The 18,693-nt window shown below is 53.8% G+C and carries 16 protein-coding genes; 13 read left to right on the top strand and 3 right to left on the bottom strand.

The annotated features are described in order from the left end of the window. The first annotated feature begins 275 nt into the window (after nt 1-275). From OGY67_RS10170 to opgB, 6 genes are all read left to right on the top strand, one after another. Complete coding sequence (locus tag OGY67_RS10170) at nt 276-1,052, top strand: threonine/serine exporter family protein (protein WP_003830006.1); 777 nt, start codon at nt 276-278, stop codon at nt 1,050-1,052. Continuing rightward, a complete protein-coding gene (locus OGY67_RS10165) occupies nt 1,043-1,516 on the top strand; it encodes a threonine/serine exporter (RefSeq protein WP_016151589.1) in 474 nt (157 codons plus the stop codon). The genes OGY67_RS10170 and OGY67_RS10165 overlap by 10 nt, the downstream gene beginning before the upstream one ends. A 124-nt stretch (nt 1,517-1,640) precedes the next feature. Continuing rightward, nucleotides 1,641-2,180 carry a primosomal protein DnaT gene (dnaT, locus tag OGY67_RS10160; protein ID WP_008786116.1) on the top strand — a complete coding sequence of 180 codons (540 nt, stop codon included), beginning with the start codon at nt 1,641-1,643 and terminating at the stop codon, nt 2,178-2,180. A 2-nt stretch (nt 2,181-2,182) separates the two neighbouring features. Next, nucleotides 2,183-2,920, top strand: coding sequence for a replicative helicase loader DnaC (gene dnaC / locus OGY67_RS10155; protein WP_003019133.1), 738 nt, complete (start codon nt 2,183-2,185; stop codon nt 2,918-2,920). Nucleotides 2,921-2,990: 70 nt separating this feature from the next. Then, nucleotides 2,991-3,482, top strand: coding sequence for a YjjA family protein (locus tag OGY67_RS10150; RefSeq protein ID WP_048236182.1), 492 nt, complete (start codon nt 2,991-2,993; stop codon nt 3,480-3,482). 230 nt (nt 3,483-3,712) lie between these two features. Beyond that, nucleotides 3,713-6,004: a phosphatidylglycerol--membrane-oligosaccharide glycerophosphotransferase gene (gene opgB / locus OGY67_RS10145; RefSeq protein WP_137377287.1), complete on the top strand. Its 2,292-nt coding sequence runs from the start codon at nt 3,713-3,715 to the stop codon at nt 6,002-6,004. Between the two features lie 106 nt (nt 6,005-6,110). Here opgB and OGY67_RS10140 read toward each other — a convergent pair whose 3' ends face one another. Both OGY67_RS10140 and OGY67_RS10135 read right to left on the bottom strand, forming a co-directional pair. Further along, the gene (locus OGY67_RS10140) at nt 6,111-7,556 is read right to left on the bottom strand and encodes a tagaturonate reductase (protein ID WP_286573928.1); all 1,446 of its coding nucleotides are present in this window, start codon (nt 7,554-7,556) and stop codon (nt 6,111-6,113) included. Between the two features lie 13 nt (nt 7,557-7,569). Beyond that, nucleotides 7,570-8,592: a zinc-binding alcohol dehydrogenase family protein gene (locus OGY67_RS10135; RefSeq protein WP_048215005.1), complete on the bottom strand. Its 1,023-nt coding sequence runs from the start codon at nt 8,590-8,592 to the stop codon at nt 7,570-7,572. A 137-nt stretch (nt 8,593-8,729) separates the two neighbouring features. Here OGY67_RS10135 and OGY67_RS10130 point away from each other — a divergent pair, with 137 nt between their 5' ends. The 3 genes from OGY67_RS10130 (at nt 8,730) to OGY67_RS10120 (ending at nt 11,787) form a co-directional block, all read left to right on the top strand. Then, the gene (locus OGY67_RS10130; protein WP_003830023.1) at nt 8,730-9,644 is read left to right on the top strand and encodes a GntR family transcriptional regulator; all 915 of its coding nucleotides are present in this window, start codon (nt 8,730-8,732) and stop codon (nt 9,642-9,644) included. 213 nt (nt 9,645-9,857) lie between these two features. Further along, entirely contained in the window at nt 9,858-11,219 is a 1,362-nt protein-coding gene (locus OGY67_RS10125; protein WP_003845612.1) for an MFS transporter, read from the top strand. A 52-nt stretch (nt 11,220-11,271) separates the two neighbouring features. After that, a complete protein-coding gene (locus tag OGY67_RS10120) occupies nt 11,272-11,787 on the top strand; it encodes a GNAT family N-acetyltransferase (RefSeq protein ID WP_286573927.1) in 516 nt (171 codons plus the stop codon). Nucleotides 11,788-11,920: 133 nt separating this feature from the next. Here OGY67_RS10120 and tsr read toward each other — a convergent pair whose 3' ends face one another. After that, a complete protein-coding gene (gene tsr / locus OGY67_RS10115) occupies nt 11,921-13,582 on the bottom strand; it encodes a methyl-accepting chemotaxis protein (protein ID WP_048227144.1) in 1,662 nt (553 codons plus the stop codon). A gap of 364 nt (nt 13,583-13,946) precedes the next feature. On the opposite strand from tsr, the gene btsT reads away from it, so the two are divergent. The 4 genes from btsT (at nt 13,947) to OGY67_RS10095 (ending at nt 18,661) form a co-directional block, all read left to right on the top strand. After that, nucleotides 13,947-16,097: a pyruvate/proton symporter BtsT gene (gene btsT, locus OGY67_RS10110; RefSeq protein ID WP_003830033.1), complete on the top strand. Its 2,151-nt coding sequence runs from the start codon at nt 13,947-13,949 to the stop codon at nt 16,095-16,097. Nucleotides 16,098-16,147: 50 nt separating this feature from the next. Then, nucleotides 16,148-16,342: a YbdD/YjiX family protein gene (locus OGY67_RS10105; RefSeq protein WP_003830038.1), complete on the top strand. Its 195-nt coding sequence runs from the start codon at nt 16,148-16,150 to the stop codon at nt 16,340-16,342. 12 nt (nt 16,343-16,354) lie between these two features. Next, nucleotides 16,355-17,311: a GTPase gene (gene yjiA, locus OGY67_RS10100; RefSeq protein ID WP_008786109.1), complete on the top strand. Its 957-nt coding sequence runs from the start codon at nt 16,355-16,357 to the stop codon at nt 17,309-17,311. A 183-nt stretch (nt 17,312-17,494) separates the two neighbouring features. Next, nucleotides 17,495-18,661: a restriction endonuclease gene (locus tag OGY67_RS10095; RefSeq protein ID WP_149607588.1), complete on the top strand. Its 1,167-nt coding sequence runs from the start codon at nt 17,495-17,497 to the stop codon at nt 18,659-18,661. The last annotated feature ends 32 nt before the right edge of the window (nt 18,662-18,693 follow it).

Genomic DNA, 18,693 nt, shown 5'->3' with positions numbered 1-18,693 from the left:
CAATTACGTATAAATACATTATCTGTACAATTATAATAACTACAATAGATCGTTAGCATGGCTTACGTATTTGCCATCCGGGAAAATAGCGCTACATTTCAATCATGTCTCCCTCTCGTACCTTAGCGAACGGGGGCGTTAAGATGCCACAACCGTATCACCTGTGTCTTTTTTCGACACAAAGATTGATCTTAGCCAGAGCCAGCGGGCTCATGCTTCATGATAAAAAGAAGACATTCGTCACTCAAAGAGATCCTTTTCAGTCAGAGCGAGCCATGCAAACAGAGCAGTCGTCACAGCGAACGGTTACACGGTTATGTATTCAATGCGGACTTTTTTTACTTCAGCATGGGGCAGAAAGCGCTCTGGTTGACGAGTTATCCACCCGCCTCGGGCTGGCACTTGGCATGGATAGCGTAGAAAGCGCCATCTCCTCTAACGCTATCGTCCTGACCACCATTAAAGACGGGCAATGCCTGACATCAACGCGAAAAAATCAGGATCGCGGCATTAATATGCACGTCGTGACGGAAGTGCAGCACATTGTCATTTTGGCGGAACATAAACTGCTGGATATTAAAGGGGTAGAGAAACGCTTTAGCCAGATTAAGCCGCTACGCTATCCAAGATGGCTGGTCGCCTTCATGGTCGGCTTGTCCTGCGCCTGCTTTTGTAAGCTCAATAACGGCGGATGGGATGGTGCGGTGATCACCTTTTTCGCCAGCATGGTGGCAATGTATATCCGCCAGATTCTGGCGTCCCGGCATTTGCACCCGCAAATTAACTTTTGCATCACCGCGTTTGTGGCGACAACGATTTCTGGTCTGCTGCTGACGCTACCGACGTTTAACCACACCCCGACCATCGCTATGGCCGCCAGCGTGCTGCTGCTGGTTCCGGGCTTTCCGCTGATCAACTCCGTCGCGGATATGTTTAAGGGACACATTAATACCGGGCTCGCCCGCTGGGCGATTGCCAGTTTGCTGACACTGGCAACCTGCATTGGCGTGGTCATGTCGATGACCTTATGGGGGCTGCGCGGATGGGCGTGATCGATTTCATATTGGCGTTAATGCAGGACATGATCCTATCGGCAATCCCGGCGTTAGGCTTTGCCATGGTATTTAATGTCCCTCATCGGGCGCTCCCCTGGTGTGCGTTACTCGGCGCGCTCGGCCACGGTTCGCGAATGGTAATGATGAGCGCAGGGTTTAATATCGAATGGTCGACCTTTATGGCGTCGCTGCTGGTCGGCTGCATTGGGATCCAGTGGTCACGTTGGTATCTGGCGCATCCGAAAGTCTTTACCGTTGCGGCAGTGATCCCGATGTTCCCTGGGATCTCCGCCTACACCGCCATGATCTCGGCGGTAAAAATCGGTCATTTTGGCTACAGCGAAGCGCTGATGATCACCCTGCTGACCAATTTCCTGAAAGCCTCATCGATTGTCGGCGCGCTCTCCATCGGGCTATCCGTGCCAGGATTATGGCTGTATCGCAAACGCCCACGCGTTTGACGGTGCACTTTCTTTAATACCCTGCAGAGAGGGGAATCTCCCCCTCATCTGCTGCTCTCCTTCTTCTCTGTGTTACTATAAAAGCAGTCCCCTTCTCGGTTGTTGTTCAGTATTGAGAAACATTATGCCCTGCAAAATTTTGACGCCAGACGTCACTAGCATTGACGCCTTACTACACGATCACCACGCCGTGCTGGCCAAGTCTGCGGGTGGCGCCGTAGCCGTATTCGCTAACAATGCTCCAGCGTTTTACGCGGTGACGCCTGCGAGACTGGCTGAGCTGTTGGCGCTTGAGGAGAAACTGTCACGCCCGGGAAGCGATGTGACATTAGATGATCAATTTTATGAAGAGCCGCAAGCCGCTCCCGTTGCCGTACCAATGGGGAAATTTGCGATGTACGCTGCCTGGCAGCCTGATGCCGACTTTCAGCGTCAGGCCGCTTTATGGGGCGTAGCGTTGAGAGAGCCGGTTACTGCTGAAGAGCTGGCCTCATTTGTTGCCTACTGGCAGGCTGAAGGAAAAGTCTTTCACCATATTCAGTGGCAGCAAAAACTGGCGCGCAGCATTCAGATTGGACGGGCCAGCAATGGCGGAATGCCAAAGCGCGATGTGAACAGCGTCAGTGAACCTGACAGCCACATTCCACCGGGTTTTAGAGGATAACGATGAAAAACGTTGGCGACCTGATGAAACGTCTGCAAAAAATGATGCCACCTAATGTCGAGCCCGCCTTTAAAACGGGCGAAGAACTGCTGGCATGGCAAAAAGAGCAAGGTGAAATTCGTGCCGCAGCGCTGGCCCGCGAAAACCGGGCGATGAAAATGCAGCGCACATTCAACCGTTCCGGTATCCGTCCGCTGCATCAGAACTGTTCGTTCGAAAACTATCGGGTAGAGTGCGAAGGTCAGATGAACGCCCTGAGCAAAGCCCGCCAGTATGTTGAAGAGTTTGACGGCAACATCGCCAGCTTTATCTTCTCCGGTAAACCCGGCACCGGCAAAAACCATTTAGCCGCCGCCATCTGCAACGAACTGCTGCTGCGCGGCAAGTCGGTATTGATCATTACCGTGGCCGATATCATGTCGGCGATGAAAGAAACGTTCAGTAATCGTGAAACCAGCGAAGAACAGCTGCTCAACGATCTGAGCAATGTGGATCTGCTGGTGATCGACGAGATCGGCATGCAGACCGAATCCCGCTATGAAAAAGTGATCATTAATCAGATTGTCGATCGCCGTTCGTCCTCAAAACGTCCGACCGGTATGTTAACTAACAGCAATATGGATGAAATGAACAAGCTGCTGGGTGAGCGCGTGATGGATCGTATGCGCCTTGGCAACAGCCTGTGGGTCATTTTTAACTGGGAAAGCTACCGTAGTCGGGTAACCGGTAAAGAGTATTAACGTATTAGGACCACTCCTAAGACTGCCAGCGCTATACTGCGCTGAAAAGGCATAACACGAGTTGCATATAATGATGAAAACTACCAAACGTCTGCTGTGCTGTGCGCTTGCCGCCAGCACGCTCATATCTACCAGCGTTTTCGCCGCCTCCTGGCAGGATTCGCTCTCCAGCGCGGCCAGTGAGCTGAGCAAACAAAGCTCCGGCTCGCAAAGCAGCTCGTCGCTCTCTTCCCTGACCAGCCTGCTGAACGGCAGCAATCAGTCTTTGACCTCCAGCAGCATGAATAACGTCGCCGGGATCCTGGAATACTGCGCTAAACAGAAACTGGCCTCGGTCACCGACGCGCAAAACGTCAAAAACCAGGTGCTGGATAAACTGGGACTCAGCGCGCCAGAGCAGAAACAAGATACCAACTATATGGACGGGATTCAGGGGCTGCTCAACGCCAAAGATGGTCAACAGCTGAACCTGAGCACGATCGGTAACAGCTCACTGGCACAGCAGGTAAAAACCAAGGCCTGCGATCTGGTGTTAAAACAGGGCATGAACTTCATTTCCTGACGCACGACATGCCGCGTATAACCTGCGCGGCATCTATTTATTTTCGACAATACATTCACATTCCAAATAAACAGTATTTCCCCACAAAAACGCGCATATCTAAACCAATTCTGAATAACAACGTAATTTAATGTCACTACAATTGCAGCAATGTAACAACGCTATTACATTGTTCTCTCACCAAATGATTAGCCTGCCAGGCAATTGCCCGGTTTACTGAGGATCGACCGTTGTCAGAATTAGTCTCCATCACTCTGTTTCTCGCTTCAGTGCTGATTTATGCCTGGAAAGCGGGTCGCAACACCTGGTGGTTTGCCGCCACGTTAACGGTGCTGGGGATTTTTATTGTCTTGAATATCACGCTTTATGCCAGTGACTATTTCACCGGCGACGGGATCAATGACGCGGTTCTCTATACGCTGACCAACAGCCTGACCGGCGCAGGCATCGGCAAATATATTCTGCCGGGCGTTGGGATCGCGCTAGCGCTGACGACCGTTTTTGTCGCTCTCGGCTGGATCCTACGCCGCCGTCGCCATCATCCACATCATGTGGGTTACAGTCTGCTGGCCCTGCTGCTGGCGCTGGCCTCCGTTGACGCTAGCCCGGCATTTCACCAGATAACCGAACTGGTGAAGTCGCAGTCACGCGATGGCGACCCGGATTTCCCGACGTATTATAAAGAGCCATCGAAAACCATTCCCAATCCGAAGCTGAACCTGGTGTATATCTACGGTGAGAGCCTCGAACGCACCTATTTTAATAACGACGCATTCCCGGATCTGACCCCGGAACTCGGCGCGTTGAAAAACGAAGGTCTGGATTTCAGCAACACCATGCAGCTGCCGGGTACGGATTACACCATCGCGGGCATGGTCGCCTCCCAGTGCGGTATTCCGCTGTTTGCGCCGTTTGAAGGCAACGCCTCTGCGTCGGTTTCAAGTTTCTTCCCTAACAATATTTGTCTGGGCGATATCCTAAAAAACTCCGGCTATCAGAACTACTTTGTGCAGGGTGCCAACCTGCGCTTTGCTGGCAAAGACGTGTTCCTGAAATCTCACGGCTTTGACCATCTGTATGGTGCGGAAGAGTTAAAAAGCGTGGTGGCGGACCCGACCTATCGTAACGACTGGGGCTTCTACGACGATACCGTGCTGGACGAAGCGTGGAAAAAATTCGAAGAGCTTTCGCGCTCGGGCCAGCGTTTTTCACTGTTTACCCTGACCGTGGATACCCATCATCCGGATGGATTTATCTCCCGTAGCTGCAACCGTAAACGTTATGACATCGACGGGAAGGCCAACCAATCGTTCAGCGCGGTCAGCTGCAGCCAGGAAAACATTGCCGAATTTATCAATAAAATCAAAGCATCGCCGTGGTTTAAAGATACCGTTATCGTGGTGTCTTCCGATCATCTGGCGATGAACAACACCGCATGGAAGTATCTGAACAAGCAGGACCGCAACAACCTGTTCTTCGTGCTGCGCGGCGATCAACCGCAACAGGACACGCTGGCGGTAAAGCGTAACACGATGGATAACGGCGCAACGGTACTGGATATTCTCGGCGGCGATAACTTTATCGGCCTTGGCCGCAGCAGCTTGTCGAGCGAATCCGTCTCGGAAGTGTTCCTGAACATCAAAGAAAAAATGCTGGCGTGGAAGCCCGATATCATTCGCCTGTGGAATTTCCCGAAAGAGATGAAAGAGTTCACCGTCGACCAGGACAAAAATATGATCTCTTTCTCCGGCAGTCATTTCCGCCTGCCGCTGCTGCTGCGCGTATCGGACAAACGCGTCGAGCCGCTGCCGGAAAGCGAATACTCGGCCCCGCTGCGCTTCCAGCTGGCAGATTTCGCCCCACGCGATAACTTCGTCTGGGTCGATCGCTGCTACAAAATGGCGCAACTGTGGGCGCCGGAGCTGGCACTTTCTACCGATTGGTGCGTATCACAGGGGCAGCTGGGCGGACAGCAAATCGTACAGCACGTCGATAAAGCCAAGTGGAAAAGTAAAACCGTATTTAAAGACACGGTGATCGACATGGAGCGCTATAAAGGTAACGTCGATACGCTGAAAATTGTCGATAACGACATTCGCTACAAAGCAGATAGCTTCGTTTTCAACGTGGCGGGCGCGCCGGAAGAAGTCAAACAGTTTAGCGGCATTTCACGCCCCGAATCCTGGGGACGCTGGTCCAATGCGCAGCTCAGCGAAGAAGTAACGATTGAGTACAAAGCCCCGCTACCGAAGAAATTCGATCTGGTCATTACCGCGAAAGCCTTCGGTGACAATGCCAATCGTCCGATCCCCGTGCGCGTTGGCAACGAGGAGCAGACGCTGGTGTTAGGCCATGACGTCAGCACCACCACCTTACATTTTGATAACCCGGCGGATGCCGATACGCTGGTAATTGTTCCACCCGATCCGGTCGCCACCAACGAAGGCAATATTCTCGGTCACTCACCGCGTAAGCTGGGGATCGGGATGGTTGAAATCAAAGTCGTGGCTCAGGGTTCGTAACATGAAAGGCCTGATAGCGCTTTGCCTATCAGGCCTATCGTAAACCGAATGTATTGTCTGAAAAAAAAACAGCGCCCAACACCACACCGGGCGCTGCATGGCAACCTTATTCCAGACCGTTCACCGCCTGGCGTATCCCCTGTACCAGAATCATCTCCAGATTGGCCGTCACCTGCCCGGCAAGCCCAGGTAACAACGTCAAATCCTCTCCCCAGTGTGCCGCATCGCCAAGCACGGCATCCACCAGTTCACGCAACGTTAAATCGTTGCCAACTCGCGGCCACAGGCTGGCATACAGGCTTACCCACTGCTCATCATCCTGTATCGGATAGCGTTCCCCGTCGCGCTCTGCACGATAAAACGCCAGCAGCGCAGCGAGGGCAAACGTTAACCGCACGGGCCAGCGCCCATTGTGCTGACCCGCCAGCAGCTGCGGCAAAATTCGGGTGCGGAATTTGGTCATCCCGTTAAGCGCAATGGAAAGCAACTGGTGGCGAATGTAGGGGTTCTGAAAACGCCCGCTCACCGCATCGGCAAATTCACGCAATTCGTCCGCCGGGAGATCCAACACCGGAATAATCTCCTCACTAATCGCCCGCTCGACAAAGCGGCGGACATCAGCATCCTGCATCGCCTCGCCAACGGTCTCCAGCCCGCACAGCCACGCGACCGGCACCAGAGCCGTATGCGCACCATTGAGGATAGCGACCTTGCGCTCTTTGTACGGTTTGATATCACTCACCACACGGATATTCAGCGGACACTGCGCCAGCTTCAGCTCCTTTGCCAGCCACTGCGGTCCCTGGATCACAAACAGGTAAAAATGCTCCGCGGTATCGAGAAACGCATCGTGATAGCCTAGCGTAGCCTCCAGCGCAGCGGCTTCTTCGCGCGGATAGCCGGTGACAATACGGTCGACCAGCGTGGAACAGAACGTGTTTGCCGTCTCCACCCAGTCGGCAAATGCCGGAGGAAGTTGCCACTCCTGCGCATAGCGCAGCACCAGGGTTTTGAGCGCCTCACCGTTATAGTCGATAAGCTCGCACGGGATAATTACCCAGCCCTTATCCACCGCGCCCGCAAAGTGGTTAAAACGCTCCAGCAGCAGGCGTGTCAGCTTGGCCGGAAAACTCACCGGCGGCGCATCATCCACACGGTCCGCTGCGTGATAGCTAATTCCGGCTTCGGTGGTATTCGAAAACACAAAACGGATGTCCGCATTGTGCGCCAGCGCCAGATACGCCGCGAAATCCTGATACGGGTTGATTTCGTTATTCACCGAACGGATAAGCCGTGCCTCACTCACTGCCTCACCCTGCTCGTTAAGCCCGCGTATCAGCGTGGTATACAGCCCGTCCTGGGTATTCAGCAACGGCGGAAAATCGGTATTGATCGGGCGAACGATGGTCACGCCAGCGTTCAGATCGGTTTGCTCGTTGAGGATATCCAGTTGCCAGTCAACAAACGCCCGCAGGAAGTTACCTTCACCAAACTGGATCACGCGCGTTGGGTAGCTGGCCCCCGGAAAATCACGTCGATTCAATGTCTTCATCGCATTTCCCCTCTCAGAACGTGATCACGCCTTTAATCAGCTCACGGTTGTTAATCACATCCCGTTCGTAGATTTCTGCCAGTGTGGCAAACGCGTAACGGTGCGTGAGCATCATGTCGGCGGTAAGTTTGCCTTCCGACATCAAACGGCCCACTTTGGCGAAATCTTCCGGCGTGGCGTTGCGGCTGCCCATCATGGTGGTCTCTTTCTTGTGGAACTCAGGGTCAGAGAACTGCAAATCGCCTTTGAACAGCCCAACGAAAACGATGCTGCCGCCATGACGAATCAGATTCACCGTGTTGTTCATCGCATGCTGATTCCCCGTGGCATCAATAACCTTTTGCGCCAACGAACCGCCAAACTGGTCACGCAACTGCGTATCAAAATCTTCAGCGGATGGGTCGATAACCGGGAGTCCCAACCGGGAAGACACGTGCTCCCGGCGTGCTGGACTGGTATCGGCGACCACCACCTGTGCGCCATCGGCTTTGGCAATCGCTGCCGCCCCCAGACCAATCGGACCCGCGCCGACCACCAGCACCTGCTCACCCGGAGCCACCGCCGCCCGGCGTACCGCATGAGCGCTGATAGCGTAAGGCTCAATCAGCGCCGCCGCCTGCGGGTCAATCCCCTGCGCATCCAGCAGGTTGGTCACCGGAACGGACAGATATTCACTGAAACCGCCATCCTGGTGCACGCCAATCACTGAAATCTTCTCGCAGCAGTTGGTGCGCCCGCTCAGGCATGCCGGACACTGCTGGCAGGCCACGTAAGGAATAACCGCCACCTGCTGACCATTTTTCAGATTCTGTATATTCTTACCCAGACCGACAATTTCCCCACATATTTCATGCCCTAATACACGCGGGTAGCTGAAAAAAGGTTGATTGCCACCCCAGGCATGAATATCAGTACCACAAATTCCTACCGACTTAATTTTAATTAATGCTTCACCCTCACCCGGAATAGGTATTTCGCGCTCTTTCCAGACTAATTTTTTAGGTTCCTGGCAAATCAACGTATTCATCGTAGACATGATTCTGCTCTCCTGTTTTTTTGTTGCCTCAGATATCAACGAAAATAAAAAAGACGGAGAAAGCAGAAACACAATCTGTGAATTCCAGCGCATAAAAATGTTTTAAATCGGGTTTTAATAGATAAAAAGGAGAAGCCATGAGCCGTTCGCAGAACTTACGCCACAATGTGATTAACCAGATAATCGATGATATGGCGCGTGGTCATATCCCTTCCCCACTCCCCTCACAAAGCGCACTGGCGGAGATGTACAACATCAGCCGCACCACCGTGCGCCATATGCTGAGCCACTTAGGCGAGTGCGGCGTGCTGACCCAGGTCGGCAGCCACTATGTCATCGTGCGAAAACCCGACCATGACGACGGTTTTGCCTGCACCACTGCCTCCATGACCGAGCAAAACCGGATTTTTGAGCAGGCGTTTTTCACCATGATCAACCAGCGACAGCTGCGTGCAGGCGAGAGCTTCTCCGAACTGCAGCTTGCCAGAGCCGCAGGCGTCAGCCCGGTGGTAGTGCGGGAATATCTTTTAAAATTCGAGCGTTACAACCTGATTAAAAACGAAAAACGCGGTCAGTGGAGCATGAAGCAATTCGATCAGGCCTATGCTGAACAGCTGTTTGAACTCAGAGAGATGCTGGAAACGCATTCTCTGCAGCATTTCCTCAATCTGCCCGATGATGACCCGCGTTGGTTGCAGGCTAAAACGCTGCTGGAGCGCCATCGGATCCTGCGCGACAGCATCGGCAGCAGCTTTCGCATGTTCTCGCAGTTAGATCGTGAGTTCCATGCTTTGCTACTCTCTGCTGCCGATAATGTATTTTTTAATCAATCACTTGAAATCATCTCCGTGATTTTCCACTTCCACTATCAGTGGGATGAGAGCGACCTCAAGCAGCGTAACATCATTGCCATTGATGAGCATATGACCATCCTCAGCGCGCTGATCTGTCGCAGCGACCTGGATGCCACCCTCGCGCTCTGTAACCATTTGAATTCAGCCAAACAATCGATGATTCGCTCCATCAACCAGGGTTGTAACGTCGCTCATTAAGTACCGATAAAAAACAGCAAATCATTACCGGGAGCACGATTTTATAAAAATAAAAACGCCTGAAAAATACCTCTTGCCTATGCTCACGCTAAGTCGACTGCATTAAAAACTTTTGTGAGCGGTGATGAGCAAATTGATTCATCACTGGTATTTTTTCAATACTGCACAGTCCAGCTGTGTGAAAAATAAATTATTGAGGTTCAGGAGTCCGGCGTGGAAAAAAATAATATTACCCTCGACCCAAGTTCTTCGTTTGGCACGTCGTCATCTGCGGATATTAATGTTCCGCCTGAGGGCATGGTGCAACGCAGTAGCCGAATTAAACGTATCCAGACCACAGCAATGATTTTATTATTTTTTGCTGCGGTGATTAATTACCTCGACCGCAGTTCACTGTCTGTCGCCAACTTAACGATTCGTGAAGAACTGGGGCTGAGCGCCACGCAAATCGGCGTGCTGCTGTCGGTATTCTCTCTCGCTTACGGTATTGCGCAACTGCCCTGCGGTCCGCTGCTGGACCGCAAAGGTCCGCGCATTATGCTGGGACTGGGGATGTTCTTCTGGTCGCTGTTTCAGGCGATGTCCGGCATGGTGCACAGCTTCACCCAGTTTGTGTTGGTGCGTATCGGGATGGGGATCGGCGAAGCGCCAATGAACCCGTGCGGCGTAAAGGTCATCAACGACTGGTTTAACATCAAAGAGCGCGGCCGCCCGATGGGATTATTCAACGCCGCCTCCACCATCGGGGTTGCCATTAGCCCGCCGATTCTGGCTGCCATGATGCTGGTAATGGGCTGGCGCTGGATGTTCATCACCATTGGCGTGCTGGGTATTTTCCTCGCCATCGGCTGGTACATGCTGTACCGCAACCGCGAGCAAATTGAACTGAGCGCCACGGAACAAGCGTACCTGAACGCCGGTAGCGTCAATGCCCGCCGCGATCCGCTGAGCTTTGCCGAATGGCGCAGCCTGTTCCGCAACCGTACCATGTGGGGCATGATGCTGGGCTTTAGCGGCATCAACTACACTGCATGGTTATACCTGGCCTGGCTGCCGGGCTACCTGCAAACCTCCTACAACCTGGATTTAAAAAGCACCGGATTAATGGCGGCGATCCCGTTCCTGTTTGGCGCAGCCGGCATGCTGATTAACGGTTTTGTCACCGACTGGCTGGTGAAAGGCGGTATGGCACCGATTAAGAGCCGTAAGATTTGTATTATCGCCGGGATGTTCTGCTCCGCAGCCTTCACCTTCGTCGTGCCGCAGGCCACAACTTCAATGGCCGCCGTGTTACTGATCGGTATGGCGCTGTTCTGTATCCACTTCGCAGGTACCTCGTGCTGGGGTCTGATCCACGTCGCCGTCGCCTCACGTATGACCGCTTCCGTGGGCAGTATCCAGAACTTTGCCAGCTTTATCTGCGCCTCGTTCGCACCGATCGTCACCGGTTTTATTGTTGATACCACCAACTCTTTCCGCCTGGCGTTGATCATCTGCGGCTGCGTCACCATGGTGGGTGCCCTCGCCTACATCTTCCTGGTTCGCCAACCCATCAGCGATCCGCGTAAAGATTAATCCTCCAGATGCCCGATAACACCGCGTTTATCGGGCATGTTATGCTCCTCGTATGAACATCACCTTGCGCGCTACTACTCTGGCAGACACTGCCGCTCTTCCCGCCATCGAACGATCTGCGGGGCAACGTTTTTTACGCATCCCCGAACTGGCGTGGATTGCTGAAGACCAGATTTTATCGGCTGCTCAGCATCAGGCTTTTGCCGCCGCAGGCATGAGCTGGCTGGCGCAGGTCGATGCGCTTCCGGTCGGTTTTTTGGTTGCCGAAACGCTGGGATCATCGCTGTTTATTGCTGAACTGTCGCTGCATCAAGAGTGGCAGGGAAAAGGAATTGGCCGCAGATTGATTGAGTATGTTGCCGAACAGGCGCGCGAGAAAGGTTACACGTCGCTCACGCTGACCACCTTCCGCGATGTGACGTGGAATGCGCCATGGTACGCGCGACTGGGATTTGAAATGCTGGCTGACGAGACGCTGCCTGCAAAGTTGCGCCAGAAAAGAGAAGAGGAAGCGGCGCATGGACTGGCATTTGAATCGCGCTGCGCCATGCACCTGATGTTGCGCTAATTGCCCGATGGCGGCTACGCCTTATCGGGCCTACGTAACATTTCCGGTAAGCCGATAAGCGGCAGCACCATTCGGCAACCACGTATCTTTCCCGTAGGCCGGATAAGCGATAGCGCCATCCGGCATCACAGGCTTAGAACGTTTCCCAGTTATCCCCGGCATCCGTTACCGCGGCTTTGCGCGGCTGGACCGTTGAAACCGGTTTAGCGGCCGCAACGTCACGCGCGCGCTGTTGGTCATGCTGAATACGGAACACGGCAACGGCCTGAGTCAGGCGGCTGGCCTGCTCTTCCAGCGCCGCAGCGGCGGCAGCGGATTCTTCCACCAGCGAGGCGTTCTGCTGCGTCACGCGATCCATCTCGGCAACGGCCAGACCCACCTGGTCAATACCGCGGCTCTGTTCATCAGAAGCAGAGGCGATTTCACCCATGATATCGGTCACGCGGGTTACCGCATTGACGATCTCATCCATGGTTTCACCGGCGCTTTCTACCAGGGTTGAACCGACATCCACGCGGCTGACCGAGTCTTCAATCAGGCTCTTGATCTCGCGCGCGGCCTGCGCACTACGCTGGGCCAGGTTACGCACTTCACCCGCAACCACCGCAAATCCACGGCCCTGCTCGCCTGCACGGGCTGCTTCTACCGCGGCGTTGAGTGCCAGAATGTTAGTCTGGAAGGCAATGCCGTCGATGACGCTGATAATGTCGGCGATTTTCTGCGAACTGGACGCGATGTCACGCATGGTTTGCACCACGTTATCCACCACTTTGCCGCCTTTCTGCGCGGTTTCAGAAGCACTCAGCGCCAAATGGCTGGCCTGACGCGCGTTTTCGGCGTTCTGCTTCACGGTCGCCGTCAGCTGTTCCATGCTGGCTGCGGTTTCTTCCAGAGATGCAGCCTGCTGCTCGGTACGGGAGGAGAGATCGTTATTGCCCATCGCAATCTCGCTGGCCCCACTGTAAATCGCGTTGGCACCGTTACGCACGTCACCCACGGTATTCATCAGCTCACCTTGCATGTGACGCAGGCTTTCCGCCAGTTGCCCAATCTCGTTGGACCCTTCCACTTCAATACGTTTCACCAGGTCACCGCTGGCGATATGACGAATGCTGTCGATCAGACGGTTCATAGGAGAGATAAGGGTCAGCTTGATACCAAACCAGACCGCAATAATCGCCGCCAGTACGGTAATCAGCACGCAGATCAGCACCCACATCGCCTGGCTGTAAGAGCTGTTGTTATCTTCCACCGCGATGTCATACAAGCGATCATTCTGCTGCATGTAACTCATGTACTGCTTCTCAAAGCCATCCTGATAGCTCTGCGTCGGTTGATCAAAGAACGCGTTGATCTTCCCGTCACCCAGTAACTGGATCAGCTCCGCCAGCGCGCCGTGGTAGATGTCATAGGTGCGATTGATCTCCTGGAAAGCGGCTTCGCTTTGACGCGGATCGCGTGGGAGCGACTCGTAAATCGCCCAGTTTTTTTCCGTCAGCTTCAGCGCCGTACTCGCCACCTGCATCAGCTCGGCAACGGTCGCGCCGCTGCCGATATTGCTCTGATCCATCATGTAGCGAATGCCTGCCCGGTTCAGGGTGTTACGCGTTTGCAGCAGCTCAACCCAGGTGGCGTTCAGCGCAGACTGTTGCTGGCGAATGGTTTGCAGAACGGTAAAGTTCTCTTTGTCATTCTTAAGTGAGTTAAAAAACAAGCCGCCAGAGGCGAGCTGTAAAAGGCCAAATAGCGCCAATACCAGCAGTAAGCTGGTAACAATCTTCATTCGTTTTAACATGTTTTCTCTTTCCGCTAGACAGATGTCAGAATTTTCGGCCTGGAAAGGGAAAACTTTATGAAATTTGTGCTAGTTGAATCGATCTCAGCATCGACGATTCGTCGATCCACGCCGTCTGCCAAAGCGCTAAGCGGGTTTATTAGTGATCTCAATCACATAAATTTCCCCGTTCCCCCCGCAGTTTACCGCTCACTGACACTTGGGACCGCTTAAGCTGACATACAACCGCTCACTTATTTACCTTACTTTACGCGCGTAATTCTCTGGCAAGATCCCCCCAACATAGCAGTCAATTTACCTCCTCAAACACAAGATCAAACCCACGCGGCTTCGGCCAATTATTAATTAGATACCAGGTTTTACTATGGATACGAAAAAGATATTCAAGCACATACCCTGGGTGATTCTCGGAATCATCGGTGCATTCTGCCTCTCGGTAGTGGCATTACGTCGGGGTGAGCACATTAGTGCCCTGTGGATCGTTGTCGCCTCAGTTTCTGTTTATCTGGTGGCCTATCGTTACTACAGCCTGTACATCGCCCAAAAGGTGATGAAACTTGACCCAACGCGTGCCACGCCGGCGGTCATCAACAATGACGGTCTGAACTACGTTCCAACCAACCGTAACGTCTTGTTTGGTCACCACTTTGCCGCTATCGCAGGTGCTGGTCCGCTGGTTGGGCCGGTACTGGCTGCGCAGATGGGCTACCTGCCTGGTACGCTGTGGCTGCTGGCAGGCGTCGTGCTGGCCGGTGCGGTGCAGGACTTCATGGTACTGTTTATCTCTTCCCGCCGTAACGGTGCATCTCTGGGTGAGATGATCAAAGAAGAGATGGGCCCGATACCGGGAACCATTGCGCTGTTCGGCTGCTTCTTAATCATGATCATCATCCTCGCAGTACTGGCGTTGATCGTGGTAAAAGCGCTGGCGGAAAGCCCGTGGGGTGTGTTCACCGTCTGCTCAACCGTACCTATCGCGTTGTTCATGGGGATCTACATGCGATTCCTGCGACCGGGACGCGTGGGCGAAGTGTCGGTGATTGGTATTGTGCTGCTGGTTGCTTCTATCTACTTCGGCGGCGTGATTGCGCACGACCCATACTGGGGCCCGGCGCTGACCTTTAAAGACACCACCATTACCTTTACCCTGATCGGCTACGCATTTATCTCTGCGCTGCTGCCGGTATGGCTGATCCTCGCCCCGCGCGACTATCTGGCTACATTCCTGAAAATCGGCGTTATCGTCGGTCTGGCGGTGGGGATTGTTATCCTCAACCCGGAACTGAAAATGCCGGCAATGACGCAGTACGTTGATGGTACTGGCCCGCTGTGGAAAGGCGCTCTGTTCCCGTTCCTGTTCATCACCATCGCGTGTGGTGCGGTATCTGGCTTCCACGCGCTGATTGCTTCCGGCACCACACCGAAGCTGCTGGCCTGTGAAACCGACGCGCGCTTTATCGGTTACGGCGCGATGCTGATGGAATCCTTTGTCGCAATTATGGCGCTGGTTGCCGCGTCTATCATCGAACCAGGTCTGTACTTCGCGATGAACACCCCGCCTGCGGGCCTTGGCATCACCATGCCGAACCTGCATGAAATGAGCGGCGAAAACGCACCGCTGATTATGGCGCAGTTGAAAGACGTCACCGCACATGCGGCAGCGACCGTCAGCTCCTGGGGCTTCGTCATTTCGCCTGAGCAGATCCTGCAAACCGCGAAAGATATCGGTGAACCGTCCGTTCTGAACCGCGCAGGTGGCGCACCGACGCTGGCTGTTGGTATCGCTCACGTGTTCCACAAAGTGCTGCCGATGGCCGATATGGGCTTCTGGTACCACTTCGGTATTCTGTTCGAAGCGCTGTTCATCCTGACCGCACTGGATGCCGGTACCCGTTCTGGCCGCTTTATGCTGCAGGATTTACTGGGTAACTTCGTGCCGTTCCTGAAGAAAACCGACTCCCTGGTTGCGGGTATCATCGGTACTGCGGGCTGCGTAGGCCTGTGGGGTTACCTGCTGTATCAAGGCGTTGTTGACCCGCTGGGCGGCGTTAAGAGCCTGTGGCCGCTGTTCGGTATCTCTAACCAGATGCTGGCTGCCGTGGCACTGGTTCTCGGCACCGTGGTGCTGGTTAAAATGCAGCGCACCAAATACATCTGGGTTACCGTTGTTCCGGCAGTATGGCTGCTTATCTGCACCACCTGGGCGCTGGGTCTGAAACTGTTCAGCACCAACCCGCAGATGGAAGGCTTCTTCTTCATGGCGAATCAGTACAAAGAGAAGATTGCTAACGGCGGCGAACTGACCGCTCAGCAGATTGCCAATATGAACCATATCGTCGTCAACAACTACACCAACGCAGGTCTGAGTATTCTGTTCCTGGTGGTGGTGTACAGCATCATCTTCTACGGGTTCCGTACCTGGCAGAAAGCCCGCGCCATCAACGGTCGCTCTGATAAAGAGACACCGTATGTGCCGGTGCCGGAAGGCGGCGTGAAGACCTCTTCACATCACTAAGATGTATTCAGCCCCGCTCCGGCGGGGCTTTTCGCTTATCAGGATTGTTTATGTTTGGTACTTTAGGGCAAGCTAAAAAATATCTCGGTCAGGCGGCGAAGATGCTGATTGGCATTCCGGACTACGACAACTATGTCGAGCACATGAAGACCAACCATCCCGATAAGCCGTACATGACCTATGAAGAATTCTTCCGCGAGCGCCAGGAAGCCCGCTACGGTAGCGGCGGAAGCAGTTGCTGTTAGAAGGAGAAGTGAATGACCCCGATTGCAGTTACCCTACTCACCGGTTTTCTTGGCGCGGGTAAAACCACCCTGCTGCGCCATATTCTCAACGAGCAGCACGGTTACAAGATTGCCGTTATCGAAAACGAATTCGGCGAAGTCTCGGTGGACGATCAGCTGATTGGCGATCGCGCCACGCAGATCAAAACCCTGACCAACGGCTGTATTTGCTGTACCCGCTCCAGTGAACTGGAAGACGCATTGTTAGATCTGCTCGACAACCTCGACAAAGGCGCCATCAATTTCGACCGTCTGGTGATCGAGTGCACCGGCATGGCCGACCCCGGCCCGATCATTCAGACCTTTTTCTCCCATGAAGTGATTTGCGAACGCTACCTGCTGGACGGCGTAATTGCGCTGGTTGACGCGGTACATGCCGACGAGCAGATGAACCAGTTCACCATCGCCCAGTCGCAGGTAGGCTACGCAGACCGGATCCTGCTGACCAAAACCGACGTCGCAGGTGAAAGCGAAAAACTGCGTGAGCGCCTGGCGCGCATCAACGCCCGTGCGCCGATTTACACCGTGACACATGGTGATATCGACCTCTCCCTGCTGTTCGATACCAACGGTTTTATGCTGGAAGAGAACGTAGTCAGCGCCAAACCGCGCTTCCACTTTATCGCCGACAAGCAAAACGATATCTCCTCGATCGTCGTCGAGCTGGATTACCCGGTAAACATCAGCGACGTGTCGCGAGTGATGGAAAACCTGCTGCTGGAATCCGCCGAGAAGCTGCTGCGCTACAAAGGTATGCTGTGGATTGAAGGCGAGCCAAACCGCCTGCTGTTCCAGGGCGTCCAGCGCCTGTACAGCGCCGACTGGGACCGCCCGTGGGGCGACGAACAACCACACAGCCTGCTGGTGTTTATCGGCATTAATTTGCCGGAAGACGAGATCAGAGCCGCGTTTGCGGGATTGAAGAAGTAATCCCCTGCTGAATTGCCCGGTGGCGCTACGCTTACCGGGCCTGGAAATCCTGCTCCTTGTAGGCCGGATAAGGCGCAGCCGCCATCCGGCATTGGCAGTTTTCATTCCGATAAGTGATTCATCCCATGGAATTTTTCACCTGGTGTGGCAAGCTATTGCCATTGCACTCGTTAAGGGACCAACGTGAAAAATTACAAAGTGATTACCCCGCTTTTTCCGACCTACGCCCAGGTAAAAGCGATGATGAAAGCCGTTTCAGGCTATTCCTTGAAAGCAGTGCGGGATATGATTACCGCCATTCACGAGCAAACCGGAACCCCGCAACAACCCGTTGACTGGTCCGAACCGGATCTGTGGATCAGCGAGCGCTTGTCAGGTGAAGATGCCGAAATCGCCCGCCGTATCTGGGATACCGATAACCATATTCTGAACCCACGCCACAGCTACGGCTGCTATTTGTTCCTCAACTACCCTCAGTTTGACCTGATGAAAAGCACGCCAGATGATGTCTGGCAACCGACTCCTCGTGGGCAACAATTTCTGCACGATGACGAAAAGACATTGCGTTCGTTAGACGATCAGGAAGGCATCTTGCAGCTTCTGGAGCTACTGGCAGGCCGGGAAATGTCGCGTCGCGCGGATTTACTTCCCGAATGGCAGGCCTTTTTGCACCAGCACTCCAAATTCGCTTCAGTCAGTTCCGTTAAGAGCACGCTCTACTCTCGCCTCAATAACCTGATCGATCGCGAAATGGTGAACCGCGAAGGCATGAGCTATCGCATCACTGATGCCGGGCGAGCCTGGCTCGGAAAAGCGCTGCCAGCGCGAAAAAGCGATCCGCGTAAAGAGCTTTTGGACGCCGTGAAGCGCTATAACGAACAGCAAAAAGAACTGCTGCGCGAGCAAATCAGCACCATGAATCCGTACAAGTTTGAGCATCTGGTCGGGCAATTACTGGAAGCGATGGGCTACGAACAGGTTGAAGTGACCAAAGCCTCCGGCGATAAAGGCGTGGATGTGATTGGTCAGGTTCAGGTGGGCATCACCACCATCACCGAAGTCGTACAGGTGAAGCGGATGCAAAATACCATTACCCGTCCGTATATCGATCAGCTGCGCGGCGCTCTGCCCTATCACAAAGCCATTCGCGGCACGCTGATCACTACCGGGAAATTTGCTGCCAAATGCGCGGAAGCAGCGTTGTTTCCGGGTGCCGCGCCGATTACGTTAATCGACGGCGATCGCCTGCTGGAGCTGTTGATTGAAAATAACGTCGGCATTCGACGCAGCAATGCGGTTGAGCTGCTGGATGTGGATTTGCAGTTGTTCGACGAACTGGAAATCGACTAAAGGGCGAACTTCACCGCTTTTACCGTTACAAT

Source organism: Citrobacter sp. Cpo015 (assembly GCF_030333035.1).
In the GTDB taxonomy this organism is placed as follows: domain Bacteria; phylum Pseudomonadota; class Gammaproteobacteria; order Enterobacterales; family Enterobacteriaceae; genus Citrobacter; species Citrobacter portucalensis.
Note: the sequence above shows the minus strand (reverse complement) of the source record. Positions and strands in the feature narration are given on the sequence as shown.

Bases quoted from the DNA above. Each gene is read 5' to 3' on its own strand.
- OGY67_RS10135 (WP_048215005.1), bottom strand. From the start codon at position 8,592: ATGTCTACGATGAATACGTTGATTTGCCAGGAACCTAAAAAATTAGTC.
- OGY67_RS10105 (WP_003830038.1), top strand. From the start codon at position 16,148: ATGTTTGGTACTTTAGGGCAAGCTAAAAAATATCTCGGTCAGGCGGCG.
- dnaT (WP_008786116.1), top strand. From the start codon at position 1,641: ATGCCCTGCAAAATTTTGACGCCAGACGTCACTAGCATTGACGCCTTA.
- OGY67_RS10120 (WP_286573927.1), top strand. From the start codon at position 11,272: ATGAACATCACCTTGCGCGCTACTACTCTGGCAGACACTGCCGCTCTT.
- OGY67_RS10150 (WP_048236182.1), top strand. From the start codon at position 2,991: ATGATGAAAACTACCAAACGTCTGCTGTGCTGTGCGCTTGCCGCCAGC.
- OGY67_RS10140 (WP_286573928.1), bottom strand. From the start codon at position 7,556: ATGAAGACATTGAATCGACGTGATTTTCCGGGGGCCAGCTACCCAACG.
- btsT (WP_003830033.1), top strand. From the start codon at position 13,947: ATGGATACGAAAAAGATATTCAAGCACATACCCTGGGTGATTCTCGGA.
- OGY67_RS10165 (WP_016151589.1), top strand. From the start codon at position 1,043: ATGGGCGTGATCGATTTCATATTGGCGTTAATGCAGGACATGATCCTA.
- OGY67_RS10130 (WP_003830023.1), top strand. From the start codon at position 8,730: ATGAGCCGTTCGCAGAACTTACGCCACAATGTGATTAACCAGATAATC.
- yjiA (WP_008786109.1), top strand. From the start codon at position 16,355: ATGACCCCGATTGCAGTTACCCTACTCACCGGTTTTCTTGGCGCGGGT.
- dnaC (WP_003019133.1), top strand. From the start codon at position 2,183: ATGAAAAACGTTGGCGACCTGATGAAACGTCTGCAAAAAATGATGCCA.
- tsr (WP_048227144.1), bottom strand. From the start codon at position 13,582: ATGTTAAAACGAATGAAGATTGTTACCAGCTTACTGCTGGTATTGGCG.
- OGY67_RS10170 (WP_003830006.1), top strand. From the start codon at position 276: ATGCAAACAGAGCAGTCGTCACAGCGAACGGTTACACGGTTATGTATT.